Raw genomic sequence first — 20,337 nt, forward strand, 5'->3', positions numbered from 1 at the left:
TCTGCCCTGTCACCCCTGTCATGACCCCCGCCGCCACCGTCCCAAACGGCAGAGCCCCCGGCGGGAAAGGTTCCGGGGGCTGGGAGGAAGGACGCTACTGAATGGGCTCTTCATGAGAGGGCCCCGAGTCGCCGGAGCCCTCCTCCATGCCCTCGCGCACGTTCTTGACGGTCTTGCCAATGGCCGAGCCGATCTTGGGTAGGTTCTTTGGCCCAAAGATAACGAGCACCACAACAAGGATGATGGCAAGCTCGGGAATTCCCATGCCAAGCAACATGGCTGCCTCCTAGGACGCGGTTCTTCTCGCCCTATGGTAGGTCGCTGTCAGCCCACGGTAAAATACATAAAAGAGGGGTCTGCCATACAAGCCGTGTATGGCAGACCCCTTCACCGCGATCAAGTGCCGAGAAGCACTCCCCTACTCGATCTCATCCTGGTCAAAGACGTGGAAGCCGGCCTTCTCGATGGCCCAGCTCGCCTCCGCCGCGCTGGCAGGGTCGGCGATCTTGAGCGCCAGGACGGCAAGGTCGTCGGTGGTGGAGAAGCAGTAAAAGTACTCGATGTTCACGTCAAGGTCATCGAGCTTCTCGAGAAGGTCCGCGGCGCCACCCGGGTGGTGCGGCACGGCAATAGCCATGACCTCGGTCTTTATGGCGCGGTATCCGCCGGCATCAAGCGCCGCCAGCGCAGCGGCGGTGTTGCCACAGATGATGCGCACGATACCGTACTCGGTGGTATCGGCCACCGAGAGCGCCGCCATGTTGATATTGGCATCACCGAGGGTGCGGCAGAGCGCCGCGATGCGGCCCTTCTCGTTCTCGAGGAAAACCGTAATCTGTTCAATCATTACTTGATCCCCTTTCGCAGGTCGACGATGCGCTTTGCCTTGCCCTCGCTGCGCGCGATGGTCTTGGGCTCCACGAGCTTGACCTTGACGCCCACGGAGAGCGCCGTCTTGAGGCGCGCCGAGATCTCCTTCTGCAGGCGCTCGACCGCGGCGACGGAGTCGAAGGCAAAGTCGGGGTTGACCTCGGCCTTGAGCGTGACCATGTCGAGCGAGCGGTGGTCGGTGTCGACCTCAATCTGGTACCAGGAGGAGACCTGGTCGAAGGTCTTCATGACGTCCTCGATCTGGCTCGGGAAGATGTTGACGCCGCGGATGATGAGCATGTCGTCGGTGCGGCCGTGGATGCGGTCGATGCGGCGGTGCGTGCAGCCGCAGGCGCACTCGCCCGGCAGGATGCGCGTGATGTCACGCGTGCGGTAGCGCACGACCGGAGATGCCTCGCGGTCGATCGTGGTGAGCACGAGCTCGCCCCACTCGCCGTCGGGCAGGACCTCGCCGGTGTTGGGGTCGATGATCTCGGCGTAGAAGTAGTCCTCGGCGAGGTGCAGGCCGTTCTGCTCCCAGCACTCGATGGCCACGCCCGGGCCCATGGTCTCGGTGAGGCCGTAGACGTCGAGCACGTGGTAGTTGAGCTTGCGCTCGAGGTCACGACGGAAGTTGTCGGAGAAGGGCTCGGCCCCGTGGATGCCCGCGCGCAGGTGGAAGTCGCGCGCCGGGTCGATGCCCATCTCGAGGGCAGTGTCGGCGATGTGCATGGCGTAGCTCGGCGTGCAGCAGATGATCGTGGAGCCCATCTCCTTGAGCACGCGGATCTGGCGCTCGGTGTTGCCCGCAGACATGGGGATCGTGGTGGCGCCGGAGTAGAGTCCGCCGTAGTGCGCGCCCAGGCCGCCGGTGAAGAGGCCGTAGCCGTAGCAGACGTGGACGACGTCATCCTTGCCGCCGTTGGCGTACTCGATGCCGCGCGCGAAGCACTCGCCCCAGATGTCGAGGTCATGCTGCGTGTAGCCGCCCACCGTCGCCACTCCGGTGGTGCCGGAGGACATGTGGATCTCCTTCACCTCGGAGAGGGGCGTGGCAAACATGCCGTAGGGGTAGTTGTCGCGCAGGTCCTGCTTGGTGACGAACGGCGCCTTTTGCAGGTCATCGAGGGCCTTGACGGCATACGGGTCAAAGCCGGCGTCGTCGAAGCTCTTCTTGTAGAACGGCACGTTCTCGTAGCACGCGATCACGGTCTTCTTGATGCCCTCGAGCTGGATCTGCTCGATCTGCTCGTGGGGCGCGTGGAGAATCTCCTGCATTTGCCCTACCCTTTCTGGAACCCAAACCACAGATGGGGAGATTTTATGGCGAATGGGGCGGGCTCGCCACGGGCGTTCGCAAACGGAAACGGTTGTCTACGGGAGTCCGCCCCCGCGGAACGCATTTTCCCGACAATCTGACCGACTCGCTCTTTTGTAGTGTAGTTTGCTGCCGCCCCGTGAAGTACTGCCCAGCTGGTGGCAATTCGTGTGCCAGCGGATTTGCTCGTCACGCGGCGAGAGGCTACTTGAGGGGACGCCCGCAAACTACACTACTTACGCAGATTGATCCTCAGAGAGGCGCACAATCCCATGGCGAGGCCTTCTGCCAGGATGGAGAGACCCGATGGGGGCAGCATCCCGTTGGCCGGCGCGACCCGGGAGCCTTAGCTCAGTGCCTCGAGGCGGCGGAGCACCGTCTTGGTTGCCTTGATCGCCGCCTGCACGTTCTCCTCAGCGTCATCGATGCGCTTCTGCACGTAGAGGTCAACGAAGGGATTGTCCACGAGGATGTCGAGCGCGGAGGCGAGGCCACCCACGTTCACGCGGAGCTCCTCGATGCCACGGACGTCCGAGACCTCGCGCGTGAACGCATAGAGGTCGGCGCGGGCGCGCTCGAGCGCCTCCTCGGCGTCATCGAGCCGGGAGCGTTTGACGAGGCTCGAGATGATGCCGCCAGCGAGGATGTCGAAGAGGCCCCAGTTGCTCGCGCTGCCGAGGGCGTCCGCCGCCGTCTCAAGAGAGGTGAGCGCGCGACGTCCCGCCGCCACTGCCTCGGCCACCTCTCGTCGCTCGTCAGCCCTCACGGCTCCTCCTCAGCTCGACGCTCTTATCGCCATAGTAGCAGTGGTGACAGGGGGACAGAGCGGCGACAAAGCCTCCGTCCCCCCTGTCACACTGGGAACGATACCGCTCACGGAGATTATTCCGCATCACACCGAACGAGGTGCATACTTTGACTATCTGTGAGCACGAGGGGAAGGATGCACCATGCTTCGAGTTGGTCTTCTCACGAGCGGCGGCGACTGCCAGGCGCTCAACGCCACCATGCGCGGCATTGTCAAGACGCTCTACCGCCAGTCCGACGAGCCCGTTGAGGTCTACGGCTTTGAGGACGGCTACCAGGGCCTCATCTACGAGCGCTACCGCATGATGGACAACCGCGACTTCTCCGGCCTCCTCACTCGCGGCGGCACCGTGCTCGGCACGAGCCGCACCCCCTTCAAGCTGCTCGACACGCCCGAGGCCGACGGCGTCAACAAGGTCCAGGCGATGAAGGACACCTACAAGAAGCTCAAACTGGACTGCCTGTTCATGCTCGGCGGCAACGGCTCCACCAAGACCGCCAACCGCCTCTCCCAGGAGGGACTGAACGTCATCGCGCTGCCCAAGACCATCGACAACGACACCTACGGCACGGACATGACCTTCGGATTCACGAGCTCCGTCGAGGTTGCCACCCGCTGCATCGACGAGATCCACACCACCGCGAGCTCCCACGGCCGCGTCTTCGTGATCGAGATCATGGGCCACAAGGTCGGCTGGATCCCACTGTACGCGGGCGTTGCCGGCGGCGCCGACGTCATCCTCATCCCCGAGATCCCCTATGACATTGAGAACGTCATCCGCGTAATCGAGGAGCGCGACAAGGCTGGTTCCCGCTTCACTATCGTCGTCGTCGCCGAGGGCGCCATCTCCAAGGAGGAGGCCGCGCTTCCCAAGAAGGAGTACAAGAAGCTCGTGGCCGCCCGCACCACTCCGTCGGTTGCCTACGACATTGCCAACGAGATTGACAAGCGCACTGGGCGCGAGATTCGCATCGCCGTCCCCGGTCACACCCAGCGCGGCGGCACCCCGGACGCCCAGGACCGCATCTTTGCCACGCAGTGCGGCGTCGAGGCGGCGCTCGCCTGCCTCAAGGGCAAGTTCGGCGTCATGATTGCCCAGGTCAACGGCAAGATGTGCCGCGTTCCGCTCGAGGATGTTGCCGGTAAGCTCAAGTACGTCGACCCCAAGGGCGACCTCGTCAAGGAGGCCAAGGCCCTCGGCATCAGCTTCGGCGACGAGTAGGCCCGCCAAAAGGGGGCGTGTCAAAAGGGGACGTGTTTTTCCTCTCAGAGAAATGGGGACAGGCCCCGGAGCCAAGGCTCCGGGGCCTGTCCCCATTTCTCTGAGAGGAAAAACACGTCCCCTTTTGACACGCCCCCTTTTGGCGGGCCTACAGCATGTTGCGGGCAGCAAACTCGGCCTGAACCGTGGCAAGCATGAGCTCCACGTCGTCGAGGCCGAGGTGGCGCTCGGACTCCCCCGCCTTGAGCGTGCCGCGACGGCGCGCCCAGCTCTCAAGCGAGGCAGGGCGCATCTCGTGCGGCAGCGTGCGCGTCTCGGGGTCCACGCGCCGGCAGATGTCGCGCGAGTCGATGGGCACCACGCGCCCGGCCTTGCGCGCCTCGGCGTAGCCGTCAATGTGCAGCATGAACCAGGAGTCCTCAAAGGCCGCGTTGTGCGCCATGAACGGGTACGCGCTCATGGCGGCAAGAAGGGCCTCCTGCACCTGCTTGTCCTCGCGGAAGGGGCGGCGCCCCTCGAGGTCGGACCACTGGATCTTATGGATGTCCGCCAGCGGCACGCCCTTCTCGGCGTACATCTGGGGCAGGCCAAAGTAGCCGGCAAACGGGTCGTGCGGCTTGGCCTTGGGGCCGATGGTCATGAACTCGAGGCCCACGTTGATGATGTAGCCGCGCGCGGGGTCGCGGTCCGTGGTCTCGATGTCGATGCCCACCACCATGCCGGAGACCGGTGCGTCCACCCACGCGATGTTGAGGTCGCGCGCGTCCGGGCCGGAGATGGCCGCCACCTGGGCGTCCGAGCGGTGCTGCAGGACGGCCACGGCGTGGATGAGCTCGGCATTGGAGAGGCCGCGCGAGAGGCTCGAGGGAGAGACGTCGCGGAGCTTCTCGATGCCAAAGCGGTCGCAGACGTCGCGGTTCCTGTCCGCGAGCGAGAGGACGAGGTCATAGGAGAAGGGCTCCCTGCCCGCCGGCGCGTCTGCCCAGGCGGCGCGCAGCACCCCGAGCGCCTCCTCGTTCTTGGCCCGCTCCGCGGAGAGCGAGGCGTCGTCGGTGAGAAACCCCGGAAAGACGAAGGCGCTCGCGCACTCTATGGCTTGGCTGAGGTCCACTACTCCCCCGTTTCACAAAAGTTGCCTAAAAGGGGACAGTCCCCTTTTAGGCAAGGCTAGCACGTCCTGTGCTACTTGGCGTAGAAGACGCGGCCCTCGGCGCGCGGCTTGGGCTCCGGCGTCTCGGCGGGATAGCCCAGGATGCAGTGGCCGATGCCCTCGTAGTCGCCCTCCACGCCCAGCTCGGCCAGGATGGCCTTACCCTCGGGCGTGTCAAACTCCTCACGCGCGCGGTGGATCCAGCAGCTTCCCAGCCCGAGCGCGTGCGCCGCGAGCATGAGGTTGCCCATCACGAGGCTGCCGTCGTAGACGCGGTTGGGCTGGTCGCGCGGCGCAAGCACCACCAGCACGACGGGCGCGCCGTAGAACGGGTCGCGGCTCGGGTCACCTATGACCTCGGCGTTCATGGCAGAGAGACGATCGCGCAGCTCGCAGTTGGTAACGGCCACGATGATGGGGCCTTGCCGGTTCATGCTGCTCGCAGCCCAGAGGCCCGCCTCGATGACCTGCTCGATCTGCTCGTCCGTGGGCATCTCGTCGGTGTAGGCGCGCACGCTGCGGCGCTCCTCCATGGCCTGGATGATCTCGTTCATGGTTGCCTCCTTTGTTGACCCTGGGATTGTTATACCCCAACGAGCGGAGGGGGCGCGGCTTCTCACGACGCCAAGATGCGCCGCAGCCCAAAACGGGAACTTTTGCGTTTTGCGTCTCTGCGCGCTCGTGGGGCTGTCCTTCTCGCTGCGTTTTCCCTGGTTTTGGGCAACATCTTTTATATCCGTTTTGCGAGAAGGACCGGCGAGGGCACACATTTCCCGGATTCAGCCTGTTGTGGGCAACACCTTTGATGCGCAGGCGAGAAGGACCATCAAAGGTGTTGCCCAATTCTTCCTCAAACGTGCGGGGTCCCCAGAGCCCATCAAAAATGTTGCCCAAAACCCCAGTGGGGACCCGCGGCGACATTTCTGGCGAGAAGACCGTCGGCCCGCGTCCCCACATCGCGGGCGGCAGCCGCGCCTATCCCTCGACCTCGCGCAGCAGGTCGGCCGGGTCAACGCCGTAGAGGCGCGCGAGCTTCACGAGATTGGTGGTCGAGGGCTCGGACGCCCCCTGCTCCCACTTGGAGACCGCCTGCCGGCTCACGCCGATCTTCTCGGCCACGAACTCCTGCGTCATCTTGCAGCGCTCCCTATGCGAGCGCAGCACCTCGGCAAGGGAGCGCCGCACCGCCACGCTCTGGGGATCCTTGCCGGCACGCTCCTGACGAAGGAACCAGCGGATGGCAAGGATGCACAACACCACAAAGAGCACCCAGGGCAGCACGTTAGCGATGATGAGCGGCAAAACGACCGCAAAGAGCTCCGCAGGTCCAATCCCGTACAACATGGCGGCCTCCTCTCTCCGTCTTCTTGCCCCACCTTAGGTCAGAGGGGGCGGTTGCGGCCAGCACCTATCGCGCAACGGCAGGTTGCGTTTTGGTTGCGGCCGCAAGGGGACGAAAAAACGCCAAGAAGGGCGCTGCGCCGCGCGGTTGCACCGCGCTACGCGAAGAGCGTCAGCCGGGAGAGAGCGTGGCGGAACTCGACGAAGTCCACCGACGAGGCGCCCTTGGGCGTGGTGAGGCAGATCGGGATGGCGAGCGCGTCGCCGGGGACGAGGGGGCGCATGACAAGACCCTCGGCGGCACCGGTGACGTTGCCGCCCACTATGAAGGTGTATCCGTTCTTCTTGGTGAAGAACTCGATGCTCGTGTCGTGCGTGGTCACCTCATGGGGCTCGGAGAGCAGGCCATGCGCGAGGTAGGCGCTCAGCACCGCGTCATGGAAGTGCTCGAAGTTGGTGGGGTCGAGCACGGGATAGTCCGCGAGGTCATCCAGGGTGACGCACTCCTTGGCCTCGAGCGGGTGGCCCTTGGCAAAGAGCACGCAGGAGCCGATGGTGCCCAGCGCGCCGCACACCACATCGTCCCCCGAGACCGGACCCACGGTGATGATGCCGTCAAGCTTGCCCGAGCGCAGGTCGTCGAGCGCCTCGGAGCAGGCTTCGAGGGTCACCTCGACCTTGCGGCCAAGGACGCGGCCGGTAACCGTGGAGATGAGCATGCAAAACTTCTCGACGCCCGAGTAGCTGGGGCAGCAGAAGCCCATGCGAAAGGGCACGTCCGCGGCGCCGAGCGTGCTGTTGCGGGCAAAGCGCTCGAGGCTGTCCCACTCGTCGAGCACGCGTCGGGCACGAGCGGCAAAGGCGCGACCAAAGGGGGTGGGGCGCACGCCCACGCTCATGCGCTCAAAGAGCGGGGTCCCGAGCTTGCCCTCGAGCTCGGCCATGGCCTTGGAAACTGCCTGAACAGAAACACCCTCACACGCCGCCGCCGAGGAAAAGCTCCCCGAGTCCACGATTGCGCAGACGTACTTGAGCTGCTTGATGTTCAACGGATCCCTCCTGATCCAAGGCCTGTTGCGTTTAGCCTTTCTATATTGGCACGCAACGGGATGGAAACATGGACTCAGCACCTTCCTTAACGTTGGGTTGAGTATCAAGAAGTAGCTTTTCTTTTGTTAATGCGAGAACGTTCCCGCCATCATTTACCACGTTCGGAGAATTGATTCTTGCCCTCGCGATCGCACGACCTACAATGCACGGTTGTGAAGAAATCTTTGGGACAGAAAGGGCACCCATGGCGGAGAAGAAGGCCGGGACCACAAAGAGCGCCGCTGCGCAGGACGCACCCAACGCAACGTTTCAGAGCCGCCTGGAGCGCCACCACGACGAGCTCCGCTGGCTCTACATGGAGCTCTATGACAACGGCGACATGTTCGCCGAGCTCTGCGGCCAGATGAAGCGCTTCTTTGACGAGCGCCCCGCGGCGCTCAAGCGGCTCGACGCCGAGCGCGAGGCGGAGGGCGCGTGGTATCGCCGCCGCACCATGCTCGGCATGCAGATGTACGTGGACAACTTCGCCGGCACCCTCGCGGGCGTGGAGGAGAAGCTCCCCTACCTCAAGAAGTGCAACGTCAACTACCTCCACCTCATGCCGTTTCTTGACACGCCCGCCGACAAGAGCCGCTCCGACGGCGGCTATGCGGTCTCCGACTTCCGTCGCGTGAAGCCCAGCCTGGGCACGATGGACGACCTCGCTCACCTTGCCGAGAAGTGCCACGAGCGGGGCATCAGTCTCTGCATGGACTTTGTCATGAACCACACCTCGGACGAGCACGAGTGGGCGCGGCGCGCCCGGGCCGGCGAGGGCGAGTACATGAGCCGCTACTTCTTCACCGCCGACCAGGCGCTCATCGACCAGTACACGCACGACGTGCCGCAGGTCTTCCCCACCACCGCACCCGGGCACTTCACCTACCTGCCGGAGCTCGGCCAGTCTGTGATGACGCAGTTCTACCCCTACCAGTGGGACCTCAACTATCGCAACCCGCGCGTCTTCAACGAGATGATGTACAACTTCCTCTTCCTGGCCAACCAGGGCATGGACATCATCCGCATCGACGCCGTCCCCTACATCTGGAAGCAGCTCGGAACCAACTGCCGCAACCTGCCACAGGTCCACACCATCGTGCGCATGATGCGCATGATCGGCGAGATCGTCTGCCCGGGCATCGTCCTTCTCGGCGAGGTGGTGATGGCGCCCGTGGAGGTGGTCCCCTACTTTGGGACCGTCGAGAAGCCCGAGTGTCACATGCTCTACAACGTCACCACGATGGCGACCACCTGGAACACCGTGGCCACGCGCGACACGCGGCTGCTCCGCGGGCAGCTCGAGGCCGTCTGCGGCCTGCCGCGCGAGTACACGTTCCTCAACTACCTGCGCTGCCACGACGACATTGGCTGGGGCCTGGACTATGCGACGCTCTCAAACTGGGGCATGGAGGAGGTCCCGCACAAGGCCTACCTCAACGAGTACTTTCAGGGGCACGTGCCCGGCAGCGTGAGCCGCGGCGAGCTCTACAACGCGGACCCCGTGACCGGAGACGCGCGCTTCTGCGCCACCACGGCCTCCATGTGCGGCATCGAGGCGGCAGGCTTTGAGGGCAACGCCGAGGCCATGGACGTGGCCATCCGCAAGGACGTCATGCTCCACGCCTATATGTTCAGCCAGTCCGGCCTGCCGATCATCTACAGCGGAGACGAAATTGGCCAGGTGAACGACTACACCTACAAGGACGACCCCGAGAAGGCCGAGGACTCGCGCTACATCCACCGCGGGCGCTTTCCGTGGGAGCTCACGGCCAACATCCGCAAGCGCAAGACAACGGTTCAGGGCCGTCTCTTTGGCGCGCTCTCGCGCCTCGAGGCCATCCGCCGCGAGGAGCCGGCCTTTGACGCCGACGCCGACGCCGAGGTCGTTGACTACAGCGACCCCTCGATCCTGTGGATTCGCCGCCGGATGGACGGGCGCGTGCTCGACGCCGTCTTCAACTTCTGTGACGAGCGCCGCACGCTCTGGATGCCCGAGGAGGGCGAGTACCTCGACCTCGTGAGCGGAGAGGCGGCCGAGTTCCAGACCTTCGAGCTCGAAAGCTGGGACTTCCGCTGGTACCTGCACTAGGAGGCGCATCCCGCCGCGCTACGCCTGGGCCATGCCGCGCAGGAAGCGCACGAGCGCGAGCGTGACGACGTCCGTATCGCCCGTGACGGTCCGCTCGGAGGCGTCCGCGGCGGCGTCAAAGGCGTCGAGCTCGTCGTCGCACTCCGCCACGGCAACGCACGCCACCGCTAGGACGTCCGTGGGCGCAACGTCGCACAGGCCAGAGGCCAGCGCGTGGGAGACATCGTCAAACGCCTCGTCAAACATGGCGTGGAGGTCGTCGAAGTCGGCGTCGTCCTCGTTGGGGGCGGCCTCGGCAAGGCCGTCGAGCCAGGCCGACCAGAACGCGACGCCCGCACCGTGGCCCTCGATCCGCGAGACGGAGCGCGCAACGTCCTCAAAGAGGTCCTTGATGGAGCCGTCGGAGGCGGCCACCGCGGCGCTTATCGCCGAGGCGACCTCGACCATGAGCTGACCCTCCGTAGGGTCGATCTGCTCGAGCTCGCGTTCCGACGTGATGATCTGCATGCTCGCGTGAAAGAGCCTCACCGCAAGCGCGTCCCGAGAGACCATGGCACTCCCCTCCTTGAACCGTGATGTGATTCTAAGGGGTGCGCAACCGAGAAAGACGCTGCTCAGGATATATGGACGCTCACCTTCGGCCAGCGGCGGCCCAACGCTGGCCGATACCCGGTCGCTCGGCGTCAGGGCCGAGCGCCGTCAGCGCAGCTCCTCGGCAAGGTAGCGGCCCGTGACGCTCTCCGGGCAGGCGGCAACTTGCTCGGGCGTTCCGGCACAGACGATGCGCCCGCCCGCGTCCCCGCCGCCCGGGCCCATGTCGATCACCCAGTCCGCCGCCGCGATCATGTCCAGGTCGTGCTCGATCACCACGACGGTGGCGCCGTTCTTAATGAGGCGCCGCAGCACGCCGAGAAGGACCTCCACGTCGAGCGGGTGAAGGCCGATGGTGGGCTCGTCAAACACGAAGAGGGCATCCGCCTGGTCACGCGTGAGCTCGCTTGCCAGCTTGAGGCGCTGCGCCTCGCCGCCCGAGAGCGCCGGCGTGGCCTCTCCGAGCGTGAGGTAGCCGAGCCCCAGGTCGTGCAGCACCTCGAGCTTGGCGCGCGCCGTGCGCAGGCGCGTCTCCGCGAGCGCCTCGAGCGCCTGGTCAACGGTGTAGCTCATAAGCTCCGGCAGGCTGAGGTCGCCCGCAAGGCGCACCTCCCACGCCGCCCGGGCGTAGCGCGAGCCGCCGCAGTCCGGGCACGGGATGTCCACGTCGGGCAAGAACTGCACGTCAAGCGAGATCTGCCCCGTGCCGTCGCAGGTGGGGCAGCGCAGGCTGCCGGTGTTGTACGAGAACGCGCCCGCCTTGAGGCCGCGCTCGCGGGCCTCGGGCAGCTTGGCGTAGGCGCGCCGCAGGTCGTCGAGGACGCCCGAGTACGTGGCCACCGTCGAGCGCACGTTGGCGCCGATGGGCGTGGCGTCGATGAGGTTGGCGCGCCGCAGCCCGCCGGCCTCCACGCCGCGCACATGCTCCGGCAGACGCTCCCCCGCAATGGCCGCGCGCAGGGCCGGCACCAGGCTCTCCAGCACGAGCGTGGTCTTGCCCGATCCGGAGACCCCCGTCACCGCCGTGAGGCGGCCGCGTGGGATCTCCACCGAGAGCGGCTTCACCGTATGGATGACATCCGTCTCCAGCCGCAGCGCACCGGCCGAGAACACCTCTCCCGCCGCGGCGCGCTCGCAGGCACGGACGCGCCGGTCGCCCGACAGAAACGGGCCGATCCGCGAGGCCGGGTCCCTCTCGACGTCCTCAAGCGTGCCCTGGCAGATGACGCGCCCGCCGTCCGCGCCCGAGCCGGGGCCAATCTCAATCAGATGGTCCGCATGGCGCAGCACGCGCACGTCATGGTCCACCAGGACCACGGAGTTGCCGTCCGCCAACAGGTCGTCCACCACGCCGAGAAGCCCCTCCACGTTAGAGGGGTGCAGGCCGATGGACGGTTCGTCGAGCACGTAGAGCACGCCCGTCGTGCGGTTGCGAACGGCGCGCGCGAGCTGCACGCGCTGGCGCTCGCCCGTGGAGAGCGTGGCAGAGGCGCGGTCGAGCGAGAGATAGCCCAGGCCCAGCTGCACGAGGCGCTCCATGGGCTCCGCCATCTCGTCGCAGATGGCACGGGCCATGGCGCGCAGCTCGCCCTCCACAAGCGACGGCACGCGCGGAACCCACGCGCGCAGCTCGTCGAGCGTCATCGCCGTGGCGTCGGCGAGCGACATGCCGTCCAGGCGCGGCGCGCGGGCGGCCGCCGAGAGACGCGTGCCGCCGCAGTCCGGGCACACATCCTCGCGCAGGAAGCGAGAAACGCGCGCGAGGCCCTTCTCGTCCTTGACCTTGGAGAGGGCGTTCTCCACCGTGTAGACGGCGTTGAAGTAGGTGAAGTCCAGCTCGGCAAAGTCGTCACCCTTCTTGGGGTGATAGAGGATGTGCTTCTTGACCGCCGGGCCGTGAAAGACGATGTCGCGCTCCTCGGGCGTGAGCTCGCGGAAGGGCACGTTGGTGCGCACGCCCATGGCACCGCAGACCTGCTTCATGAGGTCCCACATGAGGCTGCCCCACGGCAGCACGGCGCCGTCATCGATGGAGATGGACTCGTCGGGCACGAGGCTCGCCTCGTCAACGGTGCGCACGATGCCGGTGCCGCCGCAGGTCTTGCAGGCGCCGGCGCTGTTGAAGGCCAGGTCCTCGGCGCCGGGGCCCATGAACTCGACGCCGCAGACGGGGCAGCGCGTCACGCGCCCGAGCGCCACATCCGGGCTCGGCTCCACGCGGTGCCCGTTGGGGCACACGTGGCTGCCAAGGCGCGAGAAGAGCAGCCGCAGGTAGTTGAGGAGCTCGGTGGAGGTGCCAAAGGTGGAGTGCACGCCGCCCACACCCGGGCGCTGGCGCAGGGCAAGCGCGGCAGGCACGTGGAGCACCTCGTCCACCGTGGCACGCCCGGTCTGGGAGATGCGGCGGCGCGTGTAGGTGGAAAGGGCGTCCAGGTAGCGGCGGCTGCCCTCGGCGTAGAGCGTGCCGAGCGCGAGCGAGCTCTTGCCCGAGCCCGACACGCCGGCAATGGCCACGAGCTCGCCGAGCGGGATGTCCACTTCCACGTTCTTGAGGTTGTGCACGCGCGCGCCGCGCACCTTGATGACGTCCGGCTGATTCGCCCGCATGCGGCCCCCTCGAGGTTCTTCTCGCCACGGTTCTTCTTGGTTCATGATACGCCGCCCGCCGGCCGCCGGCGGTTTGGGGACCGGCGGCGACGCTTTCCGGCGGCAGACCGTCGGCGCATGTCCCCGTATCCAAGTGGGGACGCGGGCCGACACTCCTGGCGAGAAAACCGTCGGCGCGCGTCCCCGTCAATCATCCGTGGACGGGCGGCGACACTTCCGCCGACAAAAGCGTCGGCGCGCGTCTACGCTCGCAGAGCGCACCCCGCCATGCGCTACACTTTGAACGGGAAAGGGAAAGGCAGGGCTCAGAGATGGACATCAACCAGATTGCCCAGATGGCAGGCGTCTCCCGCGCGACGGTCTCGCGCTACCTCAACGACGGCTACGTGAGCCAGGAGAAGCGCGCGGCCATCCGCCGCGTCATCGAGAAGACCGGCTACGTCCCCTCCCAGCACGCAAAGACCCTGCGCACCGGCAAGACCAACGTGGTGGGGATCATCATCCCCAAGATCAACTCGGCATCGGTGAGCCGCATGGTCGCGGGCATCACGCCCGTGCTCAACGCCGCCGGCTACCAGGTCCTTCTTGCCAACACGGACAACAATGCCTCGCGCGAGGTGGACTTCCTACGCTTCTTTTCCGAGAAGAACCAGGTAGACGGCGTCATCCTCATAGCCACCGTCATCACCGACGCGCACCGCGAGGCCATCGCCGCCCTGCCCGTGCCGATTGTGGTGCTCGATCAGGACGTGGACTGCTGCTCGTGCGTCTTCCAGAACGACTACGAGGCCATGCGCGAGGTGGCCGGCGTGGCGCTGCGCACGTCTCGCCGCCCCGCCTACATCGGCGTCTTTGAGGACGACGTGGCCGTGGGCCAGATGCGCCGGCGCGGCTTCCTTGATGCGTGCGCCGAGGCGGGCGTGGAGGTCCCCGAGCGCGCAATGCGCATCGCCCAGTTTACCGTGGACTCCGGCTACGAGCAGGCCGAGGCGCTGCTCGAGGACTACCCCGAGCTCGACGGCATCGTGTGCGCCACCGACGCCATTGCCTACGGCGCGCTCACCTGCCTGCGCGAGTACGGGCACCGCGTTCCGGAGGACGTGGTCGTGACCGGCATCGACGACTCGGAGATCTCGCAGATCGTCACGCCCACGCTGACCACCGTCCATCACCCGTACAAGACCTCGGGCGACGCGGCGGCCAAGCTGCTCGTGGGCTTCATGACCGGCGAGGAGTACGTGCCGCGCAAGCTCAAGATGGGCTACGAGGTGATGACGAGGAACTCCACGCGGTAGATGAGGCTGGGGCGCCCGCTCTTCTCGTTGGGGCGAGTTGTGGACGTTCCCGGGGCCCAAACCGTCCGCACGCCGCCCGCACCTCTCGCTGAGGCAAGTTCCGGACGTTTTCTGTCGTGAAACCGTCCAAATGACGCCCGTTTGCCGAGAAGAACAGTGCGCTGGCGCATTCCGCGGCATAATGATGTGGAATCGATTCCGCAGCCTGACCGAAAGGACTCCTTATGTTCTCCGTCTCTGCCCTGGGCGAGCTTCTCATCGACTTCACCGACGCCGGCACCTCGGCGAGCGGGCAGCGCCTCTTTGAGCGCAACGCCGGCGGCGCGCCGGCAAACGTACTCGTGGCGCTGGAGAAGCTCGGGCACAAGACGGCGTTTCTCGGCAAGGTCGGCCAGGACATGCACGGCGAGTTTCTGCGCGCCACCCTAGAGGAGCAGGGCATCGACACCACGGGGCTCATCAGCGACCCGGACGCCTTCACCACGCTGGCCTTTGTTGCCCTCTCGGCGGACGGCGAGCGCGAGTTCTCCTTTGCCCGCAAGCCCGGCGCGGACACCCGTATCACCGAGGGTGAGCTCGCGCGCGACGTGATCGCCGCGTCGAAGGTCTTCCACGTGGGCTCGCTCTCGCTCACTGACGAGCCCGCCCGCTCGGCCACGCTCGCCGCGCTCGCCTGCGCGCGCGAGGCCGGCTGCACCCTCTCCTACGACCCCAACTACCGCGCGAACCTCTGGCCCTCGCGCGAGGCCGCCGTGGAGCAGATGCGCGCCGTGGTGCCGCAGATGGACCTCATGAAGCTCTCCGACGAAGAGTGCGAGCTGCTCACCGGCGAGAAGGACCCCAAGGCCGCGGCGGCAGCGCTCCTGACGCACGGCCCCAAGGTCGTGGCCGTGACGCTCGGCGCAGGCGGCGCGTACGTGCGCACGGCCGACGGCGGCGTAGAGGTCCCGGGTTTCCCCGCCGACGCCGTGGACGCCACGGGCGCCGGCGACTCCTTCTGGGGCGGATTTCTCGCGGGCTTCTGCGAGAGCGGCAAGGCGGCGGACGAGGTCACCGTTGAGGACGCCGCGGGCTTCGCGCGCCTCGGCAACGCCGTCGCATCCCTGTGCGTCCGCAAGCGCGGCGCCATCCCCGCCATGCCCGAACGCTCCGACGTGGAGGCCCTTCTCGCCGAGTAGGTCATGACAAAGGTGACAGGGTGAGTTGTCATGAAAGGGCGGCGCGCCAGCGCTCCGTGAGGCGCTCGAGGCCCCACGCGGCGTTGGCCGGGCTCGTGCTCGGCAGCACCTCGGCCTCAATGCCCGTCACGGGGAGAAGCCACCGCCGGTAGAGGTGCCCCGCGGTGCCCCCGTTGCAGAGCACGGAGCGAATCGGCGCCGCGCGCGTTATTCTCGCCACGTCCGCCGGAACCACGTTGCGTATGGAGGCATCAGACGAGCCGCGCACGTCGCAGCTCTCGATCACGTCCCAGAGCGCGATGCCGTGGCGCAGCAGCATCGCACGCTTGCCCGGGATGTCGTCCACGTCCGGGTCCGGCTCCCCCAGCACAGTCGCCATCACGCGCCAAAAGCGGTTCTGAGGGTTGCCGTAGTAGAAGCGGTTCTCGCGCGAGAGCACCGAGGGAAACGACCCCAGCACGAGCACGCGGCTCCGCTCGTCGAAGACCGGCTTGAATCCGTGGGATATGTGCTGGTACTCTGCCATGGGCCCATGGTAGCGCGCCTACCGGCGCAAAGCTACCGCCCGCCGAGAGCCGCCCGCCCGCTCGGCGAGTTTTCCCGCCGCTCGCGCGCCGCGGGCTTAGGTTTATGGACGTGGGCACGCTCCGACCCCCGAGAGGAAGCCATGCTCGAGATACCCTGCGACATCACCGACCCCTTGGGCCTGCACGTACAGCTCGCGGTTCTTCTCGCCAGCGAGGCCGAGCGGTGGCGCAGCCGCGTGACCCTTGAGCACGCGGGGCGCAGCGTGGACGGCAAGCAGCCGCTCGAGATGATGATGCTCGGGGTCCGCTCCGGCGAGCACATCGTCGTGCGCATCGAGGGGCCGGACGAGGCCACCGCGGCGCAGGCCATCAAGAAGATCATGGCAACGTTCTAACCGCGCCGCGGGACGCTACCGGCACAGCTCGGAGAGGGCCACGCGCACGGCCTCGTCCTCGTCGTCGGTCATGACCACGAGCTCCGGGTCGAGCGGCGAGATGTTGCCCGCCTCGCGCACCGTGCCCTCGAGCCAGTCCATGAGGCCCTGCCAGTACTCGGTGCCAAAGAGCACCACCGGCGTGCGCGCCACCTTGTGCGTCTGCACGAGGGTGAGCAGCTCGAAGGCCTCGTCGAGCGTGCCAAAGCCGCCCGGGAAGATGATGGCGCCGCTCGAGTACTTGACGAACATCGTCTTGCGCACAAAGAAGTAGCGGAAGGTGATGCCGAGGTTGACCCACTTGTTGATGCCCTGCTCGTGCGGGAGCTCGATCCCCAGGCCCACGGACTTGCCGCCGGCCTTGGCCGCGCCGCAGTTGGCGGCCTCCATGATGCCGGGACCGCCGCCCGTAATCACGGCCACGCCCTGCTCGGCCAGCTTACGACCCACGTGACGGGCGGCGCGATACATCGGGTCCGTGCGCGACGTGCGCGCCGACCCAAAGACGGTCACGGCCGGGCCCAGCTCCGCAAGCGCGCCAAAGCCATCGACAAACTCCGCCTGGATGCGCAGGACGCGCCACGGGTCCATGTGCAGCCAGTCGGTGTCGGACTCCGGTTCCAGCAGGTTGGTCGTGGTGGTCTTCTCGGGGATCATCGGCCCACGCATGATGACGGGGCCGCGATGGTAGGTCTGACCGAGCGGGTCCTCGTCGTGATGGACCGCCGGGCTCTTCTCGTCTGCCATGTTTTCTCCTTCTGACGGAAGGATTACGTTACGCCCGCCACGTCAGAGACGGGTAAGGGGCGCCATATGCTTTGTGTACCCATTTCCCGCGGCGGTTCGCGCGACGGCACGGGTGCCGAGCTTTGTCGCCTTCAGGCAGTTTTTGGGCAAATGTTTTATATGACGGAAAACAAAAGTCTGTGTTTCTAGCAAGACGGCGAGAAGAGCGCACGTTTGGGGAAGTTTTGCTCGCCCAAGAGTGACGCGATATCAAAAATGTTGCCCAAAACCAGGGTGAACGCCCCGTGCCGAGAAAAGCCCGGGTCTGTACCACACAAGAGAGGCCGTGCCGAGAAAAGCCTGGGTCTGTACCACCTTCTGGAAATCGTGCCGAGAAAGTTGGTCCTCTGTACCAAGCAGCTCACACTCATGCCGAGAATACCGGCCGGCTGTACCAGTGCATGTGAAGGGGTGCCGAGAGAATCATCCCGCTGTACCACTTATGCCGAGAAAAAAGCGTCCCTGTACCACTTGGTTGGTCGCGGGGATGAAGTGGAGAAGTATGCCCGGTACAGTCTCGCGATTTTCTCGGCGCGAATTCTGGAAAGCGGTACAGAGGGTGGATATTCTCGGCACGAGCCCCACCCGGCGGCACGGCCGGCCGCTATTCTCGGCATATCGCCGTGCGCGCGCCTACCCCAGACCGAGCGCCATGCCCACGAGGCGCACCACCAGCGCCACGACCCACGCCACGCCGCACTGCATGGCAACCACAGCCCACATCATGCGCGTGCCCAGCTCGGCCTTGACGGCCGAGACCGCAGCCACGCACGGCGTGTAGAGCAGCGTGAACGTCAGGAACGCAAACGCCGTGAGCGGCGAGAAGAGCTCCGGCAGCCCCGCCGTGGACCCGCCCATGAGGACGGTCAGCGTGGCCACCACGTTCTCCTTGGCGCCAAAGCCGGCCGCCAGGGCCGCCGCCGCGCGCCAGTTGCCAAAGCCGAGCGGCACAAAGAGCGGGGCCAGCAGCGCGCCGAGCGCCGCGAGCATGCTCGCGGACTGGTCGGAGACCACGTTGAGGCGTACGTCAAAGGTCTGCAGGAACCAGATCACCACGCTCGCCACAAAGATGATCGTGAACGCCTTGGTTGCAAAGCCCTTGGCCTTGTCCCAGGCAAGGCGCGCCACGGTGCGCGGCGCGGGCATGCGGTAGTTGGGGAGCTCCATCACAAACGGCACCGGGTCGCCCTTGAAGGCCGTCCCCTTGAGCACCAGTGCCACGAGGATGCCCACCACGATGCCCATGAGGTAGAGCGCAATAGTTACGAGCGGCGCGCACTCCGGGAAGAACGCCGCCGAGAAGAGCGCGTAGACCGGCACCTTGGCCGAGCAGCTCATGAACGGCGTGAGCATGACCGTCATCTTGCGGTCGTGCTCGGAGGGCAGGGTGCGCGTGGCCATGATGGCGGGCACGCTGCAGCCAAAGCCGATGAGCATGGGCACGAAGCTGCGGCCGGAGAGGCCCAGGCGCCGCAGCAGCTTGTCCATCACAAAGGCCACGCGCGCCATGTAGCCGGAGTCCTCGAGGATGGAGAGCAGGATGAAGAGCACCACGATGATCGGCAGGAAGGAGAGCACGCTGCCCACGCCGGCAAAGACGCCGTCTATGACCAGGCTGTGCACCACGGGGTTGAGCCCAAAGGCCGTGAGCGCGGCGTCAACCTGCGCCGTCACCCAGTCAATGCCCAGGGCGAGAAGGTCTGAGAGCCGCTGACCCACCACGTCAAAGGTGAGCCAGAAGACGAGCGCCATGATTCCGATGAAGACGGGAATGGCCGTGTACTTGCCCGTGAGGATGCGGTCGGCCGCCACCGAGCGCGCGTGCTCGCGGCTCTCGTGCGGCTTGACCACGCACTCGGCGCACACGCCCTCGATGAACGAGAAGCGCATGTCGGCGAGGGCGGCCATGCGGTCGCGCCCGCTCTCCCCCTCCATCTGGCAGATGATGTGCTCCACGGCGTCGAGCTCGTTTTGATCGAGCCCGAGGGCGCGCACGACGAGAACGTCGCCCTCGATGAGCTTGGTTGCCGCAAAGCGCACGGGGAGGCTCGCCGCCGCGGCGTGGTCCTCGATGATGTGGCAGATGCCGTGGATGCAGCGGTGCAGGGCGCCGTGGTCAGGGCCGTCCGCCGCGCAGAAGTCCACGCGCCCGGGGTGCTCGCGGAAGCGCGCCACGTGCAGCACGTGCTCAACGAGCTCTGAGATGCCCTCCTCGCGCGCCGCGGAGATGGGCACCACGGGGATGCCGAGCGCGGCCTCCAGGCGGTTCACGCTCACCGTGCCGCCGTTGGCCGTGAGCTCGTCCATCATGTTGAGCGCAAGGACCATCGGCCGGTCGAGCTCCATGAGCTGGAGCGTCAGGTAGAGGTTGCGCTCGATGTTGGTTGCGTCCACGATGTCGATGATCGCGTCCGGGTTGTCCTCGAGGATGAAGCGGCGCGAGACCACCTCCTCGCTCGTGTACGGGGAGAGCGAGTAGATGCCCGGCAGGTCCGTGACCGTGGCCTCGGGGTGGCCCTTGATCTGGCCGTCCTTGCGGTCCACCGTGACGCCCGGGAAGTTGCCCACGTGCTGGTTGGAGCCCGTGAGCGCGTTGAAGAGCGTGGTCTTGCCGCAGTTCTGGTTGCCGGCCAGGGCCAGGGTGAGGGGACGACCCTCCGGGATGGCCTTGCCGGCGGCGCGGGGCGCGTACTTCTCGCCAATGGCGGGGTGGTCTGAGGCCTCCAGGCGCTCGATCCCGCGCGGGGCGTCGTGCATGTCGTGCACCTGCGTGAGCGCGATGTGCGCGGCGTCATCGCGGCGCAACGTGAGCTCGTAGCCACGCAGGCGGATCTCCAGCGGGTCGCCCATGGGGGCGCGCTTCATGAGCGTGACCTCCACGCCGGGCGTGAGGCCCATGTCCAGTATGTGCTGGCGCAGGGACGCCTCGTCGCAGTCAACCGACGCAACGATCGCGTCCTTGCCTATCTCAAGCTCGTCAAGGTTCATGCGGCCCTCTCTCATTGCTCCGTCCGGAGGCAATTGTAGCGTGA

18 protein-coding genes are annotated in these 20,337 nt (G+C 66.3%); 5 read left to right on the plus strand and 13 right to left on the minus strand.

Annotation, left to right across the window (positions count from 1 at the left end; genetic code table 11):
• Nucleotides 1–94: 94 nt before the first annotated feature.
• The 4 genes from QUW25_RS06080 to QUW25_RS06095 all read right to left on the minus strand — a co-directional run bounded on the left by QUW25_RS06080 (nucleotide 95) and on the right by QUW25_RS06095 (nucleotide 2,954).
• Nucleotides 95–277, minus strand: coding sequence for a Sec-independent protein translocase subunit TatA/TatB (locus QUW25_RS06080; protein WP_289511324.1), 183 nt, complete (start codon nucleotides 275–277; stop codon nucleotides 95–97).
• 141 nt (nucleotides 278–418) lie between these two features.
• Nucleotides 419–847 carry an ACT domain-containing protein gene (locus tag QUW25_RS06085; protein ID WP_289511325.1) on the minus strand — a complete coding sequence of 143 codons (429 nt, stop codon included), beginning with the start codon at nucleotides 845–847 and terminating at the stop codon, nucleotides 419–421.
• The gene (locus QUW25_RS06090) at nucleotides 847–2,148 is read right to left on the minus strand and encodes a phenylacetate--CoA ligase family protein (RefSeq protein ID WP_289511326.1); all 1,302 of its coding nucleotides are present in this window, start codon (nucleotides 2,146–2,148) and stop codon (nucleotides 847–849) included. The genes QUW25_RS06085 and QUW25_RS06090 overlap by 1 nt, the downstream gene beginning before the upstream one ends.
• A gap of 386 nt (nucleotides 2,149–2,534) precedes the next feature.
• On the minus strand, nucleotides 2,535–2,954 hold the full coding sequence (locus QUW25_RS06095; protein ID WP_075280596.1) for a hypothetical protein: 420 nt from the start codon (nucleotides 2,952–2,954) through the stop codon (nucleotides 2,535–2,537).
• Between the two features lie 184 nt (nucleotides 2,955–3,138).
• Between QUW25_RS06095 and QUW25_RS06100 the strand changes: the two genes are divergently transcribed.
• The gene (locus tag QUW25_RS06100; RefSeq protein WP_289511327.1) at nucleotides 3,139–4,218 is read left to right on the plus strand and encodes a 6-phosphofructokinase; all 1,080 of its coding nucleotides are present in this window, start codon (nucleotides 3,139–3,141) and stop codon (nucleotides 4,216–4,218) included.
• Between the two features lie 148 nt (nucleotides 4,219–4,366).
• On the opposite strand, the gene QUW25_RS06105 is transcribed toward QUW25_RS06100, so the two are convergent.
• The 4 genes from QUW25_RS06105 to QUW25_RS06120 form a co-directional block, all read right to left on the minus strand.
• Nucleotides 4,367–5,329, minus strand: coding sequence for a 3'-5' exonuclease (locus QUW25_RS06105; protein WP_289511328.1), 963 nt, complete (start codon nucleotides 5,327–5,329; stop codon nucleotides 4,367–4,369).
• A 71-nt stretch (nucleotides 5,330–5,400) separates the two neighbouring features.
• Nucleotides 5,401–5,922: a nitroreductase family protein gene (locus QUW25_RS06110; protein WP_289511329.1), complete on the minus strand. Its 522-nt coding sequence runs from the start codon at nucleotides 5,920–5,922 to the stop codon at nucleotides 5,401–5,403.
• Between the two features lie 421 nt (nucleotides 5,923–6,343).
• The gene (locus QUW25_RS06115; RefSeq protein WP_289511330.1) at nucleotides 6,344–6,712 is read right to left on the minus strand and encodes a helix-turn-helix domain-containing protein; all 369 of its coding nucleotides are present in this window, start codon (nucleotides 6,710–6,712) and stop codon (nucleotides 6,344–6,346) included.
• A gap of 155 nt (nucleotides 6,713–6,867) precedes the next feature.
• Nucleotides 6,868–7,758, minus strand: coding sequence for a LysR family transcriptional regulator (locus QUW25_RS06120; RefSeq protein ID WP_289511331.1), 891 nt, complete (start codon nucleotides 7,756–7,758; stop codon nucleotides 6,868–6,870).
• 245 nt (nucleotides 7,759–8,003) lie between these two features.
• On the opposite strand from QUW25_RS06120, the gene QUW25_RS06125 reads away from it, so the two are divergent.
• Complete coding sequence (locus QUW25_RS06125) at nucleotides 8,004–9,887, plus strand: amylosucrase (protein WP_289511332.1); 1,884 nt, start codon at nucleotides 8,004–8,006, stop codon at nucleotides 9,885–9,887.
• A gap of 18 nt (nucleotides 9,888–9,905) precedes the next feature.
• Here QUW25_RS06125 and QUW25_RS06130 read toward each other — a convergent pair whose 3' ends face one another.
• Both QUW25_RS06130 and QUW25_RS06135 read right to left on the minus strand, forming a co-directional pair.
• The gene (locus QUW25_RS06130; protein ID WP_289511333.1) at nucleotides 9,906–10,439 is read right to left on the minus strand and encodes a hypothetical protein; all 534 of its coding nucleotides are present in this window, start codon (nucleotides 10,437–10,439) and stop codon (nucleotides 9,906–9,908) included.
• 147 nt (nucleotides 10,440–10,586) lie between these two features.
• Nucleotides 10,587–13,085, minus strand: a complete 2,499-nt coding sequence (locus tag QUW25_RS06135) for an excinuclease ABC subunit UvrA (protein WP_289511334.1) — start codon at nucleotides 13,083–13,085, stop codon at nucleotides 10,587–10,589.
• A 311-nt stretch (nucleotides 13,086–13,396) separates the two neighbouring features.
• Here QUW25_RS06135 and QUW25_RS06140 point away from each other — a divergent pair, with 311 nt between their 5' ends.
• Together QUW25_RS06140 and QUW25_RS06145 are read left to right on the plus strand one after the other, a co-directional pair.
• A complete protein-coding gene (locus QUW25_RS06140; protein WP_289511335.1) occupies nucleotides 13,397–14,380 on the plus strand; it encodes a LacI family DNA-binding transcriptional regulator in 984 nt (327 codons plus the stop codon).
• Nucleotides 14,381–14,604: 224 nt separating this feature from the next.
• Complete coding sequence (locus tag QUW25_RS06145; protein ID WP_289511336.1) at nucleotides 14,605–15,558, plus strand: carbohydrate kinase family protein; 954 nt, start codon at nucleotides 14,605–14,607, stop codon at nucleotides 15,556–15,558.
• Between the two features lie 28 nt (nucleotides 15,559–15,586).
• Here the strand turns inward: QUW25_RS06145 and QUW25_RS06150 are convergent, their stop codons facing one another.
• The gene (locus QUW25_RS06150; protein ID WP_289511337.1) at nucleotides 15,587–16,084 is read right to left on the minus strand and encodes a DNA-deoxyinosine glycosylase; all 498 of its coding nucleotides are present in this window, start codon (nucleotides 16,082–16,084) and stop codon (nucleotides 15,587–15,589) included.
• Nucleotides 16,085–16,225: 141 nt separating this feature from the next.
• Between QUW25_RS06150 and QUW25_RS06155 the strand changes: the two genes are divergently transcribed.
• Nucleotides 16,226–16,480 (plus strand): HPr family phosphocarrier protein, encoded by a 255-nt coding sequence (locus QUW25_RS06155; RefSeq protein WP_289511338.1) that lies wholly within the window; start codon nucleotides 16,226–16,228, stop codon nucleotides 16,478–16,480.
• 15 nt (nucleotides 16,481–16,495) lie between these two features.
• Here the strand turns inward: QUW25_RS06155 and QUW25_RS06160 are convergent, their stop codons facing one another.
• Nucleotides 16,496–17,266, minus strand: a complete 771-nt coding sequence (locus QUW25_RS06160) for a TIGR00730 family Rossman fold protein (protein ID WP_289511339.1) — start codon at nucleotides 17,264–17,266, stop codon at nucleotides 16,496–16,498.
• A 672-nt stretch (nucleotides 17,267–17,938) separates the two neighbouring features.
• Entirely contained in the window at nucleotides 17,939–20,293 is a 2,355-nt protein-coding gene (feoB, locus tag QUW25_RS06165) for a ferrous iron transport protein B (protein ID WP_289511340.1), read from the minus strand.
• Nucleotides 20,294–20,337 lie beyond the last annotated feature (44 nt).

The sequence above is a fragment of the Thermophilibacter provencensis genome, from assembly GCF_030372065.1.
Taxonomy (GTDB): domain Bacteria; phylum Actinomycetota; class Coriobacteriia; order Coriobacteriales; family Atopobiaceae; genus Thermophilibacter; species Thermophilibacter provencensis_A.

Excerpts from the sequence above, each read along its gene's own strand:
- QUW25_RS06080 (WP_289511324.1), bottom strand. The coding sequence starts at position 277 with ATGTTGCTTGGCATGGGAATTCCCGAGCTTGCCATCATCCTTGTTGTG.
- QUW25_RS06085 (WP_289511325.1), bottom strand. The coding sequence starts at position 847 with ATGATTGAACAGATTACGGTTTTCCTCGAGAACGAGAAGGGCCGCATC.
- QUW25_RS06090 (WP_289511326.1), bottom strand. The coding sequence starts at position 2,148 with ATGCAGGAGATTCTCCACGCGCCCCACGAGCAGATCGAGCAGATCCAG.
- QUW25_RS06100 (WP_289511327.1), top strand. The coding sequence starts at position 3,139 with ATGCTTCGAGTTGGTCTTCTCACGAGCGGCGGCGACTGCCAGGCGCTC.
- QUW25_RS06110 (WP_289511329.1), bottom strand. The coding sequence starts at position 5,922 with ATGAACGAGATCATCCAGGCCATGGAGGAGCGCCGCAGCGTGCGCGCC.
- QUW25_RS06115 (WP_289511330.1), bottom strand. The coding sequence starts at position 6,712 with ATGTTGTACGGGATTGGACCTGCGGAGCTCTTTGCGGTCGTTTTGCCG.
- QUW25_RS06125 (WP_289511332.1), top strand. The coding sequence starts at position 8,004 with ATGGCGGAGAAGAAGGCCGGGACCACAAAGAGCGCCGCTGCGCAGGAC.
- QUW25_RS06130 (WP_289511333.1), bottom strand. The coding sequence starts at position 10,439 with ATGGTCTCTCGGGACGCGCTTGCGGTGAGGCTCTTTCACGCGAGCATG.
- QUW25_RS06135 (WP_289511334.1), bottom strand. The coding sequence starts at position 13,085 with ATGCGGGCGAATCAGCCGGACGTCATCAAGGTGCGCGGCGCGCGCGTG.
- QUW25_RS06140 (WP_289511335.1), top strand. The coding sequence starts at position 13,397 with ATGGACATCAACCAGATTGCCCAGATGGCAGGCGTCTCCCGCGCGACG.
- QUW25_RS06145 (WP_289511336.1), top strand. The coding sequence starts at position 14,605 with ATGTTCTCCGTCTCTGCCCTGGGCGAGCTTCTCATCGACTTCACCGAC.
- QUW25_RS06150 (WP_289511337.1), bottom strand. The coding sequence starts at position 16,084 with ATGGCAGAGTACCAGCACATATCCCACGGATTCAAGCCGGTCTTCGAC.
- QUW25_RS06155 (WP_289511338.1), top strand. The coding sequence starts at position 16,226 with ATGCTCGAGATACCCTGCGACATCACCGACCCCTTGGGCCTGCACGTA.
- QUW25_RS06160 (WP_289511339.1), bottom strand. The coding sequence starts at position 17,266 with ATGGCAGACGAGAAGAGCCCGGCGGTCCATCACGACGAGGACCCGCTC.
- feoB (WP_289511340.1), bottom strand. The coding sequence starts at position 20,293 with ATGAACCTTGACGAGCTTGAGATAGGCAAGGACGCGATCGTTGCGTCG.